Annotated in this window: 15 protein-coding genes; 5 read left to right on the top strand and 10 right to left on the bottom strand. The window is 60.4% G+C overall.

Going from position 1 to position 19,236, the window contains the following annotated elements:
• The first annotated feature begins 18 nt into the window (after positions 1-18).
• The 5 genes from C8K61_RS01020 (at position 19) to C8K61_RS01000 (ending at position 4,686) form a co-directional block, all read left to right on the top strand.
• Positions 19-759 carry an amino acid ABC transporter permease gene (locus C8K61_RS01020; protein WP_108094306.1) on the top strand — a complete coding sequence of 247 codons (741 nt, stop codon included), beginning with the start codon at positions 19-21 and terminating at the stop codon, positions 757-759.
• 10 nt (positions 760-769) lie between these two features.
• Positions 770-1,504, top strand: coding sequence for an amino acid ABC transporter ATP-binding protein (locus C8K61_RS01015; RefSeq protein ID WP_108094304.1), 735 nt, complete (start codon positions 770-772; stop codon positions 1,502-1,504).
• A gap of 8 nt (positions 1,505-1,512) precedes the next feature.
• A complete protein-coding gene (locus C8K61_RS01010; RefSeq protein ID WP_108094302.1) occupies positions 1,513-2,244 on the top strand; it encodes a class II aldolase/adducin family protein in 732 nt (243 codons plus the stop codon).
• Between the two features lie 9 nt (positions 2,245-2,253).
• Positions 2,254-3,855: a 5-guanidino-2-oxopentanoate decarboxylase gene (locus tag C8K61_RS01005; RefSeq protein WP_108094300.1), complete on the top strand. Its 1,602-nt coding sequence runs from the start codon at positions 2,254-2,256 to the stop codon at positions 3,853-3,855.
• 105 nt (positions 3,856-3,960) lie between these two features.
• Positions 3,961-4,686 carry an MBL fold metallo-hydrolase gene (locus C8K61_RS01000; RefSeq protein WP_108094298.1) on the top strand — a complete coding sequence of 242 codons (726 nt, stop codon included), beginning with the start codon at positions 3,961-3,963 and terminating at the stop codon, positions 4,684-4,686.
• A 101-nt stretch (positions 4,687-4,787) separates the two neighbouring features.
• Here C8K61_RS01000 and C8K61_RS00995 read toward each other — a convergent pair whose 3' ends face one another.
• From C8K61_RS00995 to C8K61_RS00950, 10 genes are all read right to left on the bottom strand, one after another.
• On the bottom strand, positions 4,788-7,172 hold the full coding sequence (locus tag C8K61_RS00995) for an RND family transporter (protein ID WP_178086403.1): 2,385 nt from the start codon (positions 7,170-7,172) through the stop codon (positions 4,788-4,790).
• Between the two features lie 16 nt (positions 7,173-7,188).
• Entirely contained in the window at positions 7,189-8,283 is a 1,095-nt protein-coding gene (locus tag C8K61_RS00990) for a YCF48-related protein (protein WP_256589331.1), read from the bottom strand.
• A gap of 372 nt (positions 8,284-8,655) precedes the next feature.
• Entirely contained in the window at positions 8,656-10,026 is a 1,371-nt protein-coding gene (locus C8K61_RS00985; protein ID WP_108094292.1) for a DUF1329 domain-containing protein, read from the bottom strand.
• A 67-nt stretch (positions 10,027-10,093) separates the two neighbouring features.
• Positions 10,094-12,046: a DUF1302 domain-containing protein gene (locus C8K61_RS00980; RefSeq protein ID WP_108094289.1), complete on the bottom strand. Its 1,953-nt coding sequence runs from the start codon at positions 12,044-12,046 to the stop codon at positions 10,094-10,096.
• A 529-nt stretch (positions 12,047-12,575) separates the two neighbouring features.
• Positions 12,576-15,233, bottom strand: coding sequence for an aminopeptidase N (gene pepN, locus C8K61_RS00975; RefSeq protein ID WP_108094287.1), 2,658 nt, complete (start codon positions 15,231-15,233; stop codon positions 12,576-12,578).
• A gap of 18 nt (positions 15,234-15,251) precedes the next feature.
• Positions 15,252-16,079: a DUF2797 domain-containing protein gene (locus C8K61_RS00970; RefSeq protein WP_108094285.1), complete on the bottom strand. Its 828-nt coding sequence runs from the start codon at positions 16,077-16,079 to the stop codon at positions 15,252-15,254.
• Positions 16,076-16,336 carry a YeaC family protein gene (locus tag C8K61_RS00965; RefSeq protein ID WP_108094283.1) on the bottom strand — a complete coding sequence of 87 codons (261 nt, stop codon included), beginning with the start codon at positions 16,334-16,336 and terminating at the stop codon, positions 16,076-16,078. Before C8K61_RS00965 ends, C8K61_RS00970 begins: the two co-directional genes overlap by 4 nt.
• A gap of 27 nt (positions 16,337-16,363) precedes the next feature.
• Complete coding sequence (locus tag C8K61_RS00960; protein ID WP_108094281.1) at positions 16,364-17,227, bottom strand: rhomboid family intramembrane serine protease; 864 nt, start codon at positions 17,225-17,227, stop codon at positions 16,364-16,366.
• A 7-nt stretch (positions 17,228-17,234) separates the two neighbouring features.
• A complete protein-coding gene (locus C8K61_RS00955; protein WP_108094279.1) occupies positions 17,235-18,212 on the bottom strand; it encodes a metallophosphoesterase in 978 nt (325 codons plus the stop codon).
• Entirely contained in the window at positions 18,212-19,102 is an 891-nt protein-coding gene (locus C8K61_RS00950; RefSeq protein ID WP_108094277.1) for an NAD(+) kinase, read from the bottom strand. Before C8K61_RS00950 ends, C8K61_RS00955 begins: the two co-directional genes overlap by 1 nt.
• Between the last annotated feature and the right edge of the window lie 134 nt (positions 19,103-19,236).

Below are 19,236 nucleotides of genomic sequence, written 5' to 3'. Positions count from 1 at the left end.
TCCATAGGGGATACCCCCATGCATTTCGACGTTGCCGTGTTCTGGGACGCGCTGTTTTCCTACCCCTTCTTCAAGGGCGCCTGCATCACTTTGCTGCTGGCCCTGCTCGCTCACTCGGTGGGCATCGCGCTATCGATTCCCGCCGCTTTGGCCCTGGATGGTCCACCAAATCCGCTGCGCATCATCTTGCGCGCCATCCTCAGCGTGTTCCGCGGCGCGCCGACGCTGTTGCAATTGCTGTTCGTGTGGAACGCTCTGCCGCAGTTCTTTCCGATTTTTCGTGAGAGCTGGTTCACGCCCTTTTTCGCCGCCTGGATCGCCCTGAGCCTGAATGAAATGGCCTACCAGGTGGAGATCAACCGCGCCGCGCTCAAGGCCCTGGATAAAGGCCAGCACGCCGCCGGCCACGCCCTGGGCCTGTCGGGCTGGCAGATCTTCCGTTACGTCACCCTGCCGCAAGCGGCGCGCATTGCCATTCCGCCGACCGCCAACGAGTTCATCACCCTGCTGAAAATCACCTCGCTGGCCTCGGTGATTTCCCTGCAGGAACTGATGGCCGTGACCTCGCAGACGGTATCCACCACCTTCCAGTTCTCCGAGTACTACGCGGTGGCCTTGGTCTACTACCTAGTGATGGTTTACACCCTGACCTGGCTGCAGAGCCGCCTGGAACGACGCCTGTCTTGGGACCACGTGAGCCCGGCGGCAAAGAACGTCGGCCTGGTGCAACGCACCCTTGCCCGTATGCGTCGCATCTAAGGAGCACGCCATGAACGAAGAAATCATCCGCCTGGACAACGTCGGCAAACGCTACGACGACTTCCAGGTGCTGCAAGGCATCAACCTGTCGGTGCGCCAGGGCGAGAAGATCGTCATCTGCGGGCCGTCGGGCTCGGGCAAGTCCACCCTGATCCGCTGCATCAACCGCCTGGCACCCCATGACACCGGCACCATCACCGTGGAAAACCAGGACGTGGCGAGCAAAGCCGGCAGCGCCAATGTGCGCCGCGAAGTGGGCATGGTGTTCCAGAACTTCAATCTGTTTCCGCACCTGACGGTGTTGGAGAACTGCACCCTGGCACCGATGAAGGTCCGTGGCGTGTCGCGCGCCCAAGCCGAAGAGCAGGCGCTGCGCTACCTAAACCGTGTGCATATCGGCAGCCAGGCGCAGAAGAAACCCGGCCAGCTGTCCGGCGGCCAACAGCAGCGCGTGGCGATTGCCCGGGCGCTGTGCATGAACCCGAAGGTGATGCTGTTCGATGAGCCGACCTCGGCGCTCGACCCGGAAATGGTCGGCGAAGTGCTGGAGGTGATGACCGAACTGGCGCTGGAAGGCATGACCATGCTGTGCGTCACCCACGAGATGGGTTTTGCCCGCAAGGTGGCCGACCGCGTGGTGTTTATGGACGCCGGGCAGATTGTCGAAACCGCACCGCCCACCGAGTTCTTCGAGCAGCCCAAGCACCCTCGCCTGCAAGCCTTTCTGTCGCAGATCAGCCATTGAGCGCGCCTATGTCCACTGCACTCAGGCCCACCGAAGCCACCCTGCGTCGTGACCTTGCCGCGGCCTATCGTTTGGCCGCGCTGTTTGGCTGGGACGACACGCTGTACACGCATTTTTCCGCGCGCCTGCCAGGGCCCGAGCCGCGCTTTCTGATCAACCCGTTCGGCCTGTTGTTCGAAGAAGTGCGCGCCAGCGACCTGCTGGTGGTGGACATGCATGGCCACGTGCTGGACGGCAACGCCGACTACAACGTTGCCGGCTTCACCATTCACAGCGCCGTGCACATGGCCCGCGACGACGCCCATTGCGTGATCCACACCCACACCCTGCCAGGCATGGCAGTGGCGGCCAGCGATCAGGGCCTGGCGCAGCTCAACCAGATCAGCGCCGAGTTCTACCGCCGCGTCGGTTACCACGCGTACGAAGGTATTGCCCTCGATCTCGGTGAGCGCGAGCGCCTGATTGCCTCGCTGGGCGACAACATCGCGATGATCCTCCGTCACCACGGTTTGCTCAGCGTCGGCACCAGCGTCGCCGATGCCTTCTACGTCATGTACTACCTGAACAAGGCCTGTGAGATTCAACTGACGGCTGCCGTGCTCGATGGCGTCAGCGAGATTCCCGGCAAGCTGGCCCAGCATGCGTGCGAGCAGTTCCAGGGCTGCGAATGGCAGCGGCCGCTGTTGTGGGATGCCTGGCTGCGCAAACTCGACCGGCTCGACCCCACCTATAAAAATTAAGGAAGGCCCATGACCACCTGCGGCGAATTTCTGGTTAAGCAACTCGAGGCCTGGGGCGTCGACACCGTGTTCGGCATTCCTGGCGTGCATACCGTGGAGCTGTATCGCGGTTTGCCGCAGAGCGGCATCCGCCATATCACTCCGCGCCATGAACAGGGCGCCGGCTTTATGGCGGATGGGTATGCGCGGGTGACCGGCAAACCGGGGGTGTGTTTCATCATCACCGGTCCTGGGATGACCAACATCCTCACCGCCATGGCCCAGGCGTACGCCGATTCGATTCCGATGCTGGTGATTTCCAGCGTAAACGAGCGCTCGCGCCTGGGTAGCGGCAACGGCTACCTGCACGAACTGCCGGACCAACGCGGTCTCACGGCTGGGGTTACCGCCTTCAGCCACACCGTGCTCAGCGTTGAACAATTGCCTGAGGTGCTGGCCCGGGCCTTTGCCGTGTTCGACAGCGAGCGCCCGCGCCCGGTGCATATCGAGCTGCCGCTGGACATCATCACCGCCAACGCCGCGCACATGCGCGTGTTACCGCGCGCCAGGCTGAGCCGCCCTGCTCCGGCCTTGGCGCTGATTCGCGAAGCCGCCTCCAAGCTGAGCGCAGCGCAACAGCCACTGCTGCTGATCGGCGGCGGTTGCCTGGACGCCGCCGAAGAAATCGCCGCCCTGGCCAACGCCCTCGATGCGCCGACAGCGCTGACCATCAACGCCAAAGGCCTGCTGCCCGCCGACCATCCGCTGCTGCTTGGCAGCAACCAGTCACTGATTCCGGTACGTGAACTGGCGGCGGCTGCCGACGTGATTCTGGCCATCGGCACCGAGCTCGGCGAAACCGATTACGACGTGGTGTTCAACGGCGGTTTTGCCCTCAATGGCGAGCTGATTCGCATCGATATCGACCCGCAGCAACTGGTGCGCAACCACGCCCCGACCCTGGCGATTCACAGCGACGCCAAGCAGGCAATGAGCGCACTGCTGGCCGAGCTGCCGGCGCGCGCCAGCGACGCCAGCAGCCCCGGCGCCCAACGCGCCGGTGATGTGCGCGGACAACTGGCCGAAGACTTCAGCGGCTGGGCGCACTACCGCGCGCTGTTCGCCACCCTGCTGCGGGTTCACCCGCAGGCGCGGTTTGTCGGCGATTCGACGCAGACCGTATACAGCGGCAACCACCTGGTGGACCTCGACGGGCCGCGCCGCTGGTTCAACTCTTCCACCGGCTACGGCACCCTCGGCTACGCCCTGCCCGCCGCCATCGGCGCCAAACTGGCAGAGCCAGAAACTCCGGTGATTTGCCTGATCGGCGATGGCGGCCTGCAATTTTCCCTGCCGGAACTGGCCAGCGCAGTCGAAGCCAAGGTCGGCATCGTGCTGCTGCTGTGGAACAACTTCGGCTACGGTGAGATCAAGGGTTATATGCAGCGCCGGGATATCACCCCGATTGGAGTGGATATCTATACCCCGGACTTTATTGCCATTGCCCGTGGGTTTGGTTGCGTGGCGGAACGGGCCCGCGATATGCCGCATTTGGCCGAGCTGTTAGAGAGTGCGCCGAGCGATCGGCCACTGGTGATCGAGATCGTTCAAGCGCCGCCGTTTGCTCCATAAATTCTGGATCCCAGCCTACGCTGGGATGACAGATTTTTTTGCAAAGATCGCCGTCATCCCAGCGAAGGCTGGGATCCAGAATAGTGAGAACAACCGAGACACCCCATGAAAATCGTCAGCCGTGACAAATGGTTCGAGGTACGGCACTGCTACGACGGCATCAGCCTGATCCACGAGCCCTATATCCGCCCCTTCTACCGCTGCAACCTGTGGCATATCCAGGGTCGCGACAAAGACCTGCTGCTGGACAGTGGTTCCGGCCTGGTCAGTCTGCGTGAACAGCTGCCTTGGCTCACCGAGAAACCCTTGCTGGCGGTGGCCAGCCATTGCCACTTCGACCATATCGCCGGCCACCACGAATTCAGCGAACGCCTGGTGCACCCGGCCGAAGCAGACATCCTCGCCCACCCCGATGGCGCCAATACCCTGAGCACCGCCTTCGTGGGCGACGACATGTTCGAGGCCCACCCCGACTGCCCGCTGTGCTACGCCGAATACCAGGTGAAAGCTGCGCCGGCCACCGGTTTTGTCGAAGACGGCGACGTGCTGGATCTGGGCAACCGCGTGCTACAGGTGCTGCACACGCCCGGCCATTCACCCGGTGGCATCAGCTTGTGGGAAGCCAACACCGAAACCCTGTTCAGCGGTGACATCATCTATGACGGCCCGCTGATCGAAGACGCCTACCACTCCAACCTCGAGCACTACGCCGCTAGCCTGGAACGCCTGCGCCGGTTGCCCGTGCGCACCGTGCATGGCGGGCATTTCGACAGTTTTTCCGGGGAGCGTTTGCGCAGCATGATTGATGATTGGTTCGCCGCTCACAAATAAACACGGAGATCCTTGTAGGAGATCAAAAGCGCGACCTATACAGATTGAGAAGCAAAAAAAACCGCAGCTCTTGGCTGCGGTTTTTTTGTTGCGGTTGCGGCTTAGTGCGCGAGCAGCGAACCACCGACCTTGCCGGCCAACTTCTCCGGTTTGATCAGGAAGCGCGCCAGTGCTGGCAGCAGCCACAGGGCGCCAAACATGTTCCAGAGGAGCATGAAGGTCAGCATCAGCCCCATGTCGGCCTGGAACTTGATCGCCGAGAAGATCCAGGTGCACACGCCGATGGCCAGGCACAGACCGGTGAACAGTACCGCTTTACCGGTGGACTTCAGGGTCTGGTAGTAGGCCTCTTGCAGCGGCATGCCGGCACGCAGGAAGCTTTCCAGACGGCTGTAGATGTAGATGCCGTAGTCGACCCCGATACCTACACCCAGCGCGATCACTGGCAGGGTTGCCACCTTCACGCCGATGCCCAGGAAGGTCATCAGCGCGTTACCCAACACCGAGGTGAGGATCAGCGGCAGCACGATACACAGGGTCGCAGCAATCGAGCGGAAGGTGATCATGCACATGGCGGCGACGCAGATGTACACCAAGATCAGGATGGTGAACTCGGTTTCCTTGATCACTTCGTTGGTCGCAGCTTCGATACCGGCGTTACCGGCGGCGAGCAGGAACTGCAGGTCCTCGGTGTCGTGATCCTTGGCGAAGGCTTTCACGGCATTGACCGCGCGATCCAGGGTCTCGGCTTTGTGGTCGTTGAGGAACACCAGCACCGGGGCCAGCGAGCAGTCGTTGTTGAACAGGCCATCGGCACGGGCGATGGAGTTGTTCAGCACGTCTTTGTTGCGCGACAGGGTTTCCCACTTCAGGTTGCCCTCGTTCATGCCCTTGATCATCTGCTTGGACACAGTGACCAGGGAAATGGCCGATTGCACGCCCTCGGTGTTGCTCATGGTCCACATCAGCTCGTCGATCGGCTGCATGGTTTCATGGATCGAGCAGCCTTCCGGTTTGCTCTTGACCATTACCACCAACACATCCGAACTGGTCGAGTAGTTGTTGATGATAAAGGCGTTGTCCTGGTTGTAGCGCGAGTCCGGACGCAGCTCCGGTGCACCCTGATCGAGGTCACCGATTTTCAGCCCGTGGCCGTACCACAGGCCGCCACCGAAGGCTGCCAGGGCAATGACCACCGAGATCGGTGCCACCACCGGGTGAGCGAAGTTCGACAGCAGGCGCCAGAACGGGTGTTCACGCACGGCGTCTTTCTTGCTGCGCTCGATGGCCTTCTTGCTGATGCCGACATAGGAGATGGCAACTGGCAGCAGGATCAGGTTGGTGAAGACGATCACGCCCACACCAATCGAAGCACCGATGGCCAGCTCGCGGATCACGCCGATGTCGATGATCAACAGGGTGATAAAGCCCACGGCGTCGGCCAGAATCGCGATGGCGCCCGGCAGGAACAGTTGGCGGAAGGTCAGGCGCGCGGCGGTCAGCGAGCTGTCCGCTTCACTCGATTGCAGGGCGATACCGTTGATTTTCTGTACGCCGTGGGAAATACCGATGGCGAAGATCAGGAATGGCACCAGCATCGAGTACGGGTCCAAGCCAAAGCCCACGGTGTGCATCAGGCCCAGTTGCCAGACCACCGCCACCAGGGTGGTGAACAGCACGGCAACGGTGGAGCGGATGCAGCGGGTGAACCACATCAGCAGCACCAGGGTGATCAGGAATGCGATGGCAAAGAACGCTACCACCATTACCAGACCATCGATCAGGTCACCGACCTTCTTGGCAAAGCCGACAATGTGAATTTCCACATTGGGGTTCTGTGCTTCGTACTTGTCGCGGATCTTCTCTTCCAGTTCATGGGAGAACTGGCGGTAGTCGAGTTTCAGCAAGGTGCCTTGGTCTTGCGGGTCCGGGTAGGACTCCAGCAACGGCACGTCGACGATGCTCGACTTGAAGTTGTTGGCGACCAGTCGGCCGATCTGGCCCGACTTGAGCACGTTGTTGCGCAGTTCGTCGAGACTGTCGGGCGAGCCGTCGTAGGTCTGCGGGATTACTTCACCGCCGGCAAAACCTTCTTCGGTCACTTCGGTCCAGCGAACGCTCGGGCTCCACAGCGACTTCAGACCGGAACGGTCGACGCCTGGAATGTAGAACACCTCGTCGTTCACCTGACGCAGGGTTTCCATGTATTCCTTGCTGAAGATATCGCCATCTTTGGCTTCCACCGAGATACGCACGGTGTTGCCCAGGTTGGCCAGATCATTACGGTGCTCGAGCATCTTCTGAATGAACGGATGCTGCAGCGGAATCATCTTTTCGAAGCTGGTGGACGGACGCACCTGCAACGCTTGGTAGAACAGGAACACGCTGACCAGCAGGCAGATGAGGATCACTGTCGGCCGGTTGTTGAAGATCAGGCGCTCGAGAAGGGAGCCCTTATCCTGATGATGGTTACTCATCGTACTCATACCTCAAAGCCACGGCTTATTGTTTTGGGCTAGCGTCTTCGCCGGAAGGCGAAGTGACATGGACGCCACCTTGGCCGACCAGGACCAGATCACCTTTGTCGTCACCCGCAACGCCGGACAAGGACAGGCGATCGGGACGGTTGATCAGGCTGAAGGTCAGGCCGTTATCGGTGCTTTTCAGTACGCTGCCGCCGTGCCCGACGATGACAATCGAGCCATCTTTGAGCAGTGCGCCACCGGACAGACCGAAGTCGAGTTTGCCGCGTGGCGACTTGACTTTGATGGCGGTCCAGGTGGTACCGAAATCGGTAGAGCGGAACAGGTTGCCGCGCAGGCCGTAGGCCAGAACGGTGCCCGGCTGGTTGGTGCCGAGGACGCCGAACAACGAACCCTCGTAAGGGCCCTTGATGGTTTCCCAGGTTTCGCCATCGTCCGAGCTTCTGAACATGCTGCCCATTTCACCGACCACGAAAAGGCCGGAGCCTTTCACTTCGGTAATGGCATTGAGGTGGTAGCCGTCGGGGTTGTCGAGACGGTCACCGGCATCTTCCCAGTTCTTGCCGCCATCGGTGGTGGCGAACAGCGCACCATAAGCACCTACGGCAAAACCGGTGGAATCATCTTTGAACCAGACGTCGAGGAAAGGCGCGCCCTCCTCCCGCTCCTGGTCACTGAACTGTTGAGTCCAGGTGCTGCCACCATCTTCAGTGGCGAGGATCAGTGCATCGTGACCAACCGCCCAGCCGTGCTTGTCGTCACCGAAGGCCACCGCCGTGAGCATCATCCGGGTCGGCACTTTGGCCTGGGTCCAGGATTTGCCTTCGTCGTCGGAATACAGAATGTGGCCACGATCACCTACAGCCACCAGGCGCTTGCCGGCGTTGTCGATGTCGAGCAACAGAGAGTCTGCAGCCTTGGCGGATTCGATCGAGTAAACGGTGGCCGACGCATCGGTCGCCGCTTGCACCTGAAGCGGTGCCACGAAACTCAGAACGGACAACACACTACACAGCGAAAGCACGTTAGCCAGCGGCGAGTGGAAGCGGAACGCTGGTGTGCGGAACTTCGTAGCTTCACCAGACTGGGTGCGCCGCATGACGGGCTCACTCATACACCTTTCCCCTTTATTGTTATGGGATATCAGCCTTTTAGCAGGCCGCCTATCCTATCCAGCTTTCGAAAGGTCTGACAATCAACGTGACGTTATGTTTTGTTAAGGCAAACCCGCGTGATTGACACGTTATAGGCACCTCTGATGCACCGGAATAGATACTCCTGATGCACAAAGGCCGCTACGACTGTAGCGGCCTTTGCCGAACACTACACAACTGGCGTTGTGTTGCCTATGGTCAACCTCGACCGCAGCGTATGTTTGTCGATTGCGTTGGGCCGGCCCGTGTTGGGCTTCGCTTCGCTCAACCCAACCTACCCCAGGACGCGTAGGTTGGGTTGAGCCGCAGGCGAAGCCCAACAGTTCAACCCATCAACGAGTACCGCGACGACGCAGAGCGGCTGGCTTGAAGTAGCCATCGTCTGGAATCGGCTGGCTGAAGTCGATGGTGGTCGGCTCTTCGTTGTCCAGGTTCTGTACGTGGTAACGACGGGCTTGCAGGTCGTGGAACACGTCCAGTGCAGACCAGGTGGTCGGCAGCTCGTAGAAGTTTTTCAGGTACGCCAGGGACACGCGCCACAGTTCGCCACGGCCGTCGTACTGGTCAACTTCTGCTGCTTGCCAGCTGTCCTCGTCGAGGAACAGCACACGCTTGGAGTAGATGTGACGAGCGCCGGCTTTCAAGGTGCCTTCTACAACCCACACACGGTGCAGTTCGTAGCGGGTGTAGGCCGGGTTCAGGTGACCCACTTTCAGCAGGTCGGCGTATTTCACGTCGGGGCTGCTGACCTTGTAGTTGTTGTACGGAATGTAGATCTCTTTCTTGCCGACCAGCTTCCAGTCATAACGATCTGGCGAGCCGTTGAACATGTCGGTGTCGTCTGCAGTGCGCAGGCCATCAGCGGCAGCGATCGGGGTGTCGTAAGCCAGGTTCGGCGCGCGACGGACGCGACGCTGACCGGCGTTGTAGCCCCAGGCCTGACGCGGCTCTTTAACCTGATCCAGGGTCTCGTGTACCAGTACTGCACCGCCGGCCAGACGGGCTGGGCTCTTGGTGAAGGACAGGTAGTAGAACAGGATGTTGTTCAGGTTCGAGTAGTTACTTTTCGGGTCGTAGAAGCGGAACATCGCTTCTTGCTGCGAGGTCACCAGGGTGTAGTCGCCATTGCGCTGTACAGCTACTTCCGAAGCGCGACGCACGATGTAGGTACCCCGGTAGCGAGCAATGTGGTTCCAAACCGCTTCCACGCCGTTTTGCGGGATCGGGAATGGCACGCCGCCGTAGGCGTCAGCGAAGCCGTTGCCGCCGTCCAGCAGTTTGGCGGTGGTGGCGTTCTTCACGGTGTTGTCATACACCCACTGCGGCGCGGAGCCGGAGCGACGGGTCTGGTACACCGGCAACTGGTAGTCCGCCGGGTAGGCGTTGAACAGGGCGATCTGACCCGGGGTCAGGTTGGCCTTGTACTGGTCCAGGTTGGCTTTGGTGATGGTGAACAGCGGCTTGTCGCCCGGGAACGGATCGACGTGGTGCTGGCCAGGGGTTTTATACTCGGCCGGGGCCTTGGTGATACCACCGGTCCAAGCCGGAATGGTATTGGCGGCGTTACCGGCTTTTTCAGCACCGAACGGCGTCAGAGTGGTACCCAGCTTGGCCGCTTCGGAAGGCGAAACGGCTGCCAGCGCGCTACCGGCGGTCAACGCCAGAGCGATCGCGGCGCTAATCAGCGTGTGCTTTTTCAGCATCATAGTTCTCCGTGGTCAATCATCGTCCGAGCGCCCGTAGGCGCCCGGCTTCTTTTATAGAGGGGTGTTAGAACGAGTACTTAACGTTGACGCCGATGTTGTCGCGGTCACGGCTGGAGTTGTTCTCGCCGGCACCGTAGAACTCGGTGTAGGCCAGTTCGCCTTCCAGGCTGTTCAGGTAGCTGGCTTTGACGCCCAGGGTGTAAGCCTTACGACCTTCGATGAAGTTACCGGTCTGATAGGAGTTACCCTCGAAGTCGTCCTTGTAGACCACGTACGGGGAAACGTTCACGCCAGCGTATACGTCGTTCCAGGTACCCGAGAGCACCAGGGTGTAGCCGTAGGCGTTCTTGTTGACCTGGTCGTCACGGTCGCCGCCACTCACGTAAGAGTTGTTGCCGCGGCCGGAGTAGTAACGGGTGGTGCCGTCATAGGCGGTGTACTTCAGATCGTCGCCACGCAGGTGCTCGGACGCCAGTTCGGCAACACCGAACAGCGAGTCGAAACCAGCAACTGGACCGAAGTTGTAAATGGTACCCAGGGAGGTGTTGTACGCCTCGACACGCGTCACGTTGTGGATTTCGTCGCCCAGGTGAACGGCCTGGCCGCCAATGTTGACGGTCTGACGAGTTGCCAATGCCGGCGCTTGCAGCAGCAGATCACCCAACAGGTCGTTGGTGGTTGCGATGCCGATTGGAAGGTTCGGACGGTAGGCCAGCTCACCAAACACCGAGGCGTTGCCAAGGGTGGTGTTGAAGCTGAAACCGTACATACGGATGTCTTCGGAATACTCACGCTGGGCGTTGACTTGGTTGGCCACATCGAGAGTCGCCAAGCCACCGGCGGCGGTAGCGAAGTTCGCCAGCACAGCAGGGTTCGCACACGCCCCAGCCAGCCCTTGAGCCACACAGGCGGCGCCGGCGAGAGTAGTCAAGCTAGTAATACCGTCGTAATCACCCAGGTTGGCCGCGATGGTCGGCTCTTTAGAGTGATAGTTAACGAAGTAAGCTCCGAACTCGGTGGAGTTCAATTCTTCAGCGATGTATTTGAAGTTAACGCCGTACTGACCGTCGTTCTTCGCGTTGATATCAGACCCAATTTTCGCAACCTGGATATTGCCGTTGCTGTCGATTGTCCGACCGCCATTCAGGCCACCAGTGCCCAGACGACTCAGGCCGGAGTACAGCGCAGCAAGCGGTTGCAGTTTTGGCTGGGTGGAGTAGGCAGTATTACCACCTTCAGCAAACAGGTCGGTCTCGGAGAAGTAAGTACCAGCCGGGTCGATGGCCGACTCTTTCCAGTTGAACTGGTAGAAGGTTTCCATCGACAGGTTGTCGGTCAGGCCCAAGTTGAAGCTCAGCGCCTCGACCGGCACCAACACTTCTTTCAATTCAGAACCTGGCAGACGGAATTTCGCAGCGTCGACCGGGTTGGTGGTGTTGACGCCACCACGGTAGAACAGGCCTTCACCCCAGTTGAACACCTGGTTACCCAGACGGGCGGTAACCGGCATATCGGCTACGTCCCAGTTGCCATAAACGTAGGCATCGAGAATCTGAGCATCACGACCAGCCTTGTGGCGAGCGTCGTAAGTCAGGCTGTCGTTGTTCGGGTAGTTCTGGCTTGGCTGAGACGGGCTGTTGTTGTCGCCGTAGTCGGTGCGCTTGTCCATGATCTGAGTGTCATAGAAAGCGGTACCGCGCACGAACAGACCGTAGTTCTTGTAGGTCGCTTCCAGGTCGGAAGTGATCTTGTACACCTCGGAAACCAGACCGGTGTCGAAGTTGCGGTTGCCGTCGTTGGTATTGATGTCGTCGTTGTTCTTGTCACGACCCTGTACACGCCACAGTTGGCCGTAGGACACGGTGGTGTCGATGGAACCGGTGACTTCGTCGTCGGCAAAGCTGAATTCCACCGCTTGAGCTTGTACAGCAACCAGCAACGGCAGGAGACCGGCGAAGGCGAAACCAGCCTTGGACGGTGCGAAACGCAACATAGGACTACGGGACTTGAATTCCATCGAGACTTTACTCCGTGGACAGATCGTTATTCTTATTGGCCCTCTCTAGTGAGAGAGCTCATTCAACGCCGCTGGCTCGTGCTGAGCAGGCGGTCTTTTTGGTTGATCGGAAGATTTCCTTCCAACGCGTCTAGCACGCACCCCCGAGCATTACCTGCACCATTGCGGGGCCAATTACAGTCGAGCAATGCAACCATGGTGCCAAACAAGCGTTTCAATCCAATTAAATGGCGCCAACGTTTTATGGTTTGCCAGCCGCAACGTGACTGATCATTCATTAACCAGCTCGCGCATCATTCAGGAAACATTTGCACAATTTGTCCTACGATCTGGCGCGCATAGTCACTCGGGGTGTTTGTAAGTTTTTTTCCTGGCCGCACAATCAGAAAACAGTCAAGAGCAAAGCCCCAACCTATTAAGGGTTTTCTAATAAAAAGTGGGCGCGTTATTTCGGTAAGTAACAGAAAAGTGTTACCGGCCAGGTGCCAGTAACACTTCCCAGATGTTGCGGGGAGGTAAGGACCAACTGTTACGCCAGGCTCTTGCTGACCACTTCGTAGACGTCGGAAGACAGCTCACCAGAGGCGAGAATCCGCTCTAGCTCGGCCTTCATCAGCGCCTGACGGCTGGCGTCGTACTTGCGCCAGCGGGTCAATGGCGCCAATTGCCGCGAAGCGATCTGCGGGTTGAAGCCATTCAGGGTAATCACCAGATCCGCCAGGAAGTGGTAGCCCGAACCATCGGCGCGGTGGAAATTGACCAGGTTCTGACCGGCGAAAGCACCGATAAGTGCCCGCACCTTGTTGGGGTTTTTCAGGGTGAAGGCCGGGTGTTCCATCAGCACCTTGACCCGCTCCAGGCCGCCAGGTAGAGCGCTCGCCGCCTGCACGCTAAACCATTGATCCATGACTAGCGGGTTGTCTTTGAAGTGTTCGGCAAACGCCGCCAGGGCTTTGGCCTTCTCCGTTTCGAAGGCGGAATTGACCAACACGGCCAGCGCGGTGAGGCGTTCGGTCATGTTGTCACAGGCGTCGTACTGCTCCAGGCAGGCTGCCAGTACTTCCGGTTTGCCACTCAGCATTAAGTATGAGAGCGCGATGTTCTGCAGGCTGCGGCGGGCGAAATGCTCGGCCTGGGCCACGTACTCACTGTTACGAGACACCTCGCGGTTCTGCTGATAACGCTGCCACAGCGGCGCATACAGGGCGTCGGCCAGCTCTTTACGGACGAATTCACGGGCGGCGTGGATGGCGTCGACTTCAGCTACTTCACTTATTTCGGTGAGGTAGGCCTCGCTCGGCAGCGAGAGCATTTCCGCGACCATGGCCTGATCCAGGCTGTCATCAGTCAGCAAGGTTTCGAAGGCGCTGACCAGACGCTTGTCCAGCACCAGCGTTTCGCCGCGCTGGTAGTGGCCAATCAGCTCTTGCAGCACCTGTACCGACAATTGCTGGCCGGCTTCCCACCGGTTGAAGCCGTCAGCGTCGTGCTGCATCAAAAACATCAGTTGGTCGCGGTTGTAGGGGAAGCTCAGCTTCACCGGCGCCGACAGGCCACGCAGCAACGACGGCAGTGGCTGCTCGGCCACCTCGACGAAGGTGAAGCTCTGCTCGGCTTCGGTGACCGCAATCACAGTGGACTCACCGCGAGCAGCGCCCTCACCCGCCAGCTTCAGGGTCAATGCCTGGCCTTTGGCGCCGAGCAAGCCCAGCTCCACCGGAATCACGAATGGCAGCTTCTCGGTCTGCCCCGGGGTCGGCGGGCAGCTCTGACGGAACGTCAGCGTGTAGGTTTTCGCGGCAGCGTCATACGCCTCGCTCACTTGCAGGCGCGGCGTGCCGGCCTGGCTGTACCAGCGTTTGAACTGGGTGAAGTCGGCGCCGTTGGCATCTTCCATGGCCTTGATGAAGTCATCGCAGGTCACGGCCTGGCCGTCGTGGCGCTCGAAGTACAGGTCGCTGCCTTTGCGGAAGCCTTCGCCGCCCAACAGGGTGTGGAGCATACGCACCACTTCCGAGCCTTTTTCGTACACGGTCAGGGTGTAGAAGTTGGAGATCTCGATAAAGCTGTCCGGGCGCACGGCGTGAGCCATGGGGCCGGCGTCTTCGGCGAACTGGTGGGTGCGCAGGTAGGCCACGTCTTCGATGCGTTTGACTGTGCGCGAATTCATGTCCGCCGAGAACTCGGCGTCGCGGTACACGGTGAAACCTTCTTTGAGCGACAGCTGGAACCAGTCGCGGCAGGTCACGCGGTTGCCCGACCAGTTGTGGAAGTACTCGTGCGCTACCACCCCTTCAACGCGCTGGTGCGCAGCGTCGGTGGCGGTGTCGGCCTTGGCCAGTACGCAGCTGGAGTTGAAGATGTTCAGGCCCTTGTTTTCCATGGCGCCCATGTTGAAGTCGTTGACGGCGACGATCATGAAAATATCCAGATCGTATTCGCGGCCGTACACCTCTTCATCCCAGCGCATGGATTTTTTCAGGCTGTCCATGGCGTGCTGGCATTTGTCGATGTTTTCCGGCTCGACATAAATACGCAGCGCCACTTCGCGCTTGCTCATGGTGTCGAAGGTGTCTTCGATGGCCCACAGGTCACCGGCTACCAGGGCAAACAGGTAGGCCGGTTTCATGAACGGGTCTTCCCAGGTCGCCCAATGACGACCGCCGTCTTCCGGGCCGCTGGCAATCGGGTTGCCGTTGGACAGAAGCACCGGGTACTTGTGCTGCTCGGCGCTGAGGGTGGTGGTGAACTTGCTCATCACGTCCGGGCGGTCGAGGTAGTAGGTGATCTTGCGGAAACCCTCGGCCTCGCACTGGGTGCAGAACATGCTGCCAGACTTGTACAAGCCTTCCAGCGCAGTGTTGCTTTCCGGGTGGATGCGCACGCTGCTGTCGATCACGAAGGTATCGGCGGCCGGTTGCAGGGTCAGGTGGCTGTCGGTGAGCTGATAGTCACCCTCCTCCAGGGCCTTGCCGTCCAGGCTCAGCGACACCAGCTCCAGTTCCTGGCCATCCAGCACCAACGCCGGCAAACCGCTGCCGTGCGCCGGGTTGCGACGCATCACCAGCTGCGCGTGGACCAGGGTGTGGTCCTCGAACAATTCGAAAGTCAGATGGGTCTCGTCAATCAGGTAATCCGGCGCCTGGTAGTCCTTCAGGTAAATCATCTTCGGTTGTTCGGTGCGCATGACGGGTTCCCTTCACGTTCAGGAATGCACGGCCAATTGGTAGGCCGTGTATTTGCGAATATTGATGACGCCGGTATCGAACATCAGGTACTGGCCCTTGATGCCCAGCAAAGTGCCTTCGGCAACCGGGTCTTTATCCAGATTAAAGCTGGTGATCTTCGCCGGGTAGGCTTCGATCGGATAAGTAATTTCAATCGGCTCGACGTCTGTGATCGGCTGAATCGCCTGCAAGCCAAAGCGCTGCTGCAACCCCAACAGACCATCGGCGCAGGTGGCGAACAGTTCGTCGCGCACAGCGGCGAGATCCACCGGCGCAGCATGGCTTTTCAGCAGTGCACGCCAGTTGGTTTTATCCGCTACCTGGCTGCGCAACACGTCTTCGACGAAACCGGACTGCTGGCGGGTGCTGACGCGCATGATCGGTAGCGCCTGGCTGGCTCCCTGGTCGAGCCAGCGGGTCGGCACCTGGGTGGCGCGGGTAATGCCGACCTTCACCCCCGAGGAGTTGGCCAGGTAGACGATATGGTCCGTCATGCAGAACTGCGCTGCCCACTCCGGCTCGCGGCAGGTGCCGGCCTCGTGGTGGCAGCGCTCGGGGCTCATCATGCAGGTGTCGCACTGCGCCAGCGAGGTCATGCACGGGTAGCAATAACCCTGGCTGAAACTGGTTTTGGTTTTGCGCCCGCAGTGGCTGCAATGAATCGCACCCAGGTACTCAAGCCGCACGGTCTGACCGATCAGTGGATTGACCGGCACTTCTTCATCGCCCAGACGAAAGGCGTACTGCACGGGCGCGCCCAAACGGGCGGCCATTTTGCTCAAGGCACCACGACCCAATTCACTCAATGGATAGCGTCCGACTTGAACAAAATATTCGGCACGGGCTTGGACTTGGAGCTGCACTCCTGCAATTCCATGTAACCGGTGCGCTGGTCTTCCGGCAGGTTCTGCAGCTCCCAGGCGATCACTGCCTGCAGGCTCAGCTCTTTCTGCTCCTGGGTCAGTTTGCGGCCGTCGGACCATTTACCGATTTCCACTGCCAACTTCAGGCTTTCGTAGATATCCGGGGTGATGTTTTCAATCATTTCAGCAAAGGACGACATAGACGCCTCCAAAAACAAAGTCGCAGTTTAACGGCGACGGCGCGCCAGTGCACCGCCCAACAGACCGGTGAGGCAGCCCGCCACCAAGCCGCCGGTGTGCGCGGCGTTGGCAATCCCGAAGCCTGCTAGCTCTGTAATGCCGCTCATGCAGATAACCCACATGATCAACATCATCACCACCACGCCCTTGGGCAGGTGATACGCGCGATTGGGCGCCAGCAGCTGGTAAATCCAGCAGTAGCCGAGCAAACCGTAAAGCACACCCGACAGCCCGCCAAAAATCGACGGCCCTGCCCACCAGAACTGCACGGCGTTGGAGACCAGGCCAAAGAACAGCGTCAGCCCCAGCAGCAGCCACTTGCCCTGATAGAACTCGATGCGCCGGCCCAACTCCCAGTACCACATGCTGTTCATGGCCAGGTGCAGGATGCCGAAGTGGATAAAGATCGGCGTGATCAGCCGCCAGTATTGGCCGGCGGCCATGCTGTCAAGCCAGGGCACGAAATAGGCGTATTCGCCCTGCACGCGGTAGTCGAACCAGCTCAGCCAGTGAATGGTGCCGTGGTTGTCGCCGAGCAAGGTGATGCCGGCAACGATCAAGGTCAGCAGCAACACTGCCGCCGTCAGCGGGCTGTCGCGCAGTTGCTGAACGAAGCCGCCGGCCTTGGGCTGCACGGCGGGTGGCAGCTGTAAACGCTGCTCCGGATCGCCCTCGGGGTACTGCTGATACAGACCGCGCACCTGGCCAGCCAGCTCCTCGCCCGGCACCCACAACACCTGCTCGCCCGACTCCTCACTGACCCGATGCGGCACCTGCATGCGCTGCAACAGTTCGACAAAGCCGGCCAGGTTCACGCTCACCGGCAACCGCAACACTTCAACGGGATTCATCGCGCTATCACTCAATGGGCAGCTCCGGGCGCTCAACGTCCACCCAGGCAAATTTATTCGGGTCGATGCGGCTTTCCTGGTCCATCCGGTATGCCACCAGCCGACCGTACAGCACGGCGCTGTAGTCCAGGCACGCCAGGTTGGGGCGGATCGGCGCCGGGCGGCCTTTGCGCCAGTAGTGGCCGACGAACAGCGGCGGCTCTTTCGGGCCGTAGCGCAGCAGTTCGGTTTTCTCCCGCGGGGTCAGCGGCGTGCGCGCCACGGCGTCGGGCAAGGCGTCGGGCTGGAAGACGATATCGCCATAGGTCTGCGGATCTTCTTCCCAGAACTTGGTGCGAAAGAAGGCGCGGGTGTAGCCGTCGTCGCTGGTCAGGGTCAGGCCGTCCGGCAGGCGCATGTCGGTGCCGCGCAGCAGGCGGCTGAATACCCGGCTGGCGAAGCTGCCGGACACCGCGGCGTCCTGCACAAAGGCTTCGTCCACCCGGCCATCCGGGTGCAAGGTGCGCAGCGAGTCGATCAAGCCGGCATCCCAGCAGGCATGCACGACGCGGAAATGACCGGCGTCGATAAACAGCGGCAGCTCGTAGAACCAGCGCTGGAATTCGCGCCACTCGTGGGGGTAGGCATCGAATTGAGCCAGGCTCTGGGTAATCAGACGGGCGTTGCGCGGCGTGTGCTCGCGAACGAACTGGCGGCCACTGCCGGGCGGCGCCGGGGTGCTCCAGCCGAGCGCGTCGAATTCATGATTGCCCATGATGCACAGCGCCTGTCCGGCGTCGACCATGTCGTGGACGATGTGCAGCGCCTCGCGAATACGCGGGCCACGGTCGACGATATCGCCGAGGAAAATCGCCATCCGCCGCGGGTGGCGCCACACGCCGCCGCGGCGCTGGTAACCGAGGCCATCAAGCAGGCGCGCGAGGGTGTGCGCACAGCCGTGCACATCACCGATCAGGTCATAACCGCGCGCCGGGTCGAGTTCCATCAGTCGTTCCCGCCTCCGAGCCGACTGCCCCAACCCAGCTTGGTCCGGCAGACCTCGTAGTAGTTATGGTCGAGCGGGTGAATCAGGCGCAGCTTCTGCGGTTTCTTGCTGACGATCAGGGTGTCGCCAGGGGCGCAGGTGAAATGGTTCTGGCCGTCGCAGGACACCTGCGGATAAATCTGCATGTCCTTGGAGGCGACGATTTTCAGCTCGCTGTTGCCGTCGACCACAATCGGCCGACTGGACAGGGTGTGCGGGTACATCGGCACCACCACAATGGCGTCGAGCTTGGGGTGCATGATCGGCCCGCCGGCGGACAAGGCGTAGGCCGTGGAGCCGGTCGGGGTGGCGACGATCAGGCCGTCGGCTTTCTGACTGCAGACGAACTGGCCATCGATGTGCAACTCGAACTCGATCATCCGCGTCGACTTGCCGGGGTGCAGCACCACGTCGTTCAGCGCATCGCCCTGGCCTATCACTTCGGCATGGCGGCGTACTTCGGCTTGCAGCAGGAAGCGGTTCTCCACCAGGAACTGGCCATCGAGCACTTCGGCTACCTTCGTCTCCAACTCATCGGGGCGAATATCAGTGAGAAAGCCCAGGCTGCCGCGGTTGATCCCCAGCACCGGCACATTGAACTGCGCCAGGGCGCGGGCGGCGCCGAGCATGCTGCCGTCGCCGCCGACCACGATCACCAGATCACAGGCTTCGCCCAGGCTCTTGCGCGAGGAAGTCTGCAGGCCGTGGCCGGGCAACACTTCGGCAATGGTGTCCTCAAGGATCACGTGGAGCTGACGCTCGATAAGCAGTTTTTTCAGGCGGCGGATGGTGTCCAGCACCTGGGAACTGCCCAAGCGGCCGATGATGCCGATATTGCGAAATTGCTCCATGAGGCTCCTGGGAGACGCTGGCAGAAATAAGAAAAAGCGCTCTCGATGCAGAGAGGGCCAGACAGGCCGATTTCGGTGAACGGGGCAATTATGGGCGAAAGGCGCCAAGCAAACCAAGGCGCACATTGCCCGAG

Source organism: Pseudomonas sp. GV071 (assembly GCF_003050835.1).
Taxonomy (GTDB): domain Bacteria; phylum Pseudomonadota; class Gammaproteobacteria; order Pseudomonadales; family Pseudomonadaceae; genus Aquipseudomonas.
The sequence above is the reverse complement of the archived record's forward strand: the minus strand, read 5'-3'. Positions and strand labels throughout refer to the sequence as shown.